The sequence below is a fragment of the Vibrio sp. 704 genome, assembly GCF_033339295.1.
Genome location: NZ_JAWOUH010001033.1, coordinates 1 through 515, shown reverse-complemented (window position 1 = coordinate 515; position 515 = coordinate 1). Strand labels below are relative to the sequence as shown.

Here is a 515-nt window from a genome sequence, read left to right as displayed (position 1 = left end):
CCTATCGCCAATGTCGAATACCATTGAGGATTGCGCCAATCCACGCCCAAAACATGAGCGAGAATTATTCGAATTACGCCACCATGCGTGACAATTAACAAGTTGTCATTGATATCGTTAATGATTTGAGACCAAGCGCGACTAACGCGCTGAGAAAATGTGCTTAAGCTCTCGGCATTAGGCAACGAATGGTGAGCGGGTGATTGCCAAAAGGCATCGAGTTTTTTCCAATGTTCAGTAAGCAAATCAAATGGCATGCCATCGAAGTCACCAAAGTCCATTTCTTGCAGATCGTCTTCGGTGGTCATTGGCAACAATTGTTGCTCAGCTAATATTTGCGCCAAATCGTGACAACGAGAAAGCGGCGACGATATTATCCCCGCTACGTCGTATCCTTTGGTTTTCCAAGCCATGGCGATTTGCTGCTGCTCGGCCTCTTTCACTTTGAGATCAGTCTGACCATGTAAGCCAGGCGCGGCGTCTACTTTGCAGGCAAAAGCTTAGGCAAACGTAAG

General features: G+C 47.0%; 1 pseudogene. It reads right to left on the bottom strand.

The features are described 5' to 3' along the window. Positions 1-488: pseudogene (gene cobC / locus R7R24_RS30495) on the bottom strand (alpha-ribazole phosphatase family protein); the annotation flags it as partial. Positions 489-515: the final 27 nt, after the last annotated feature.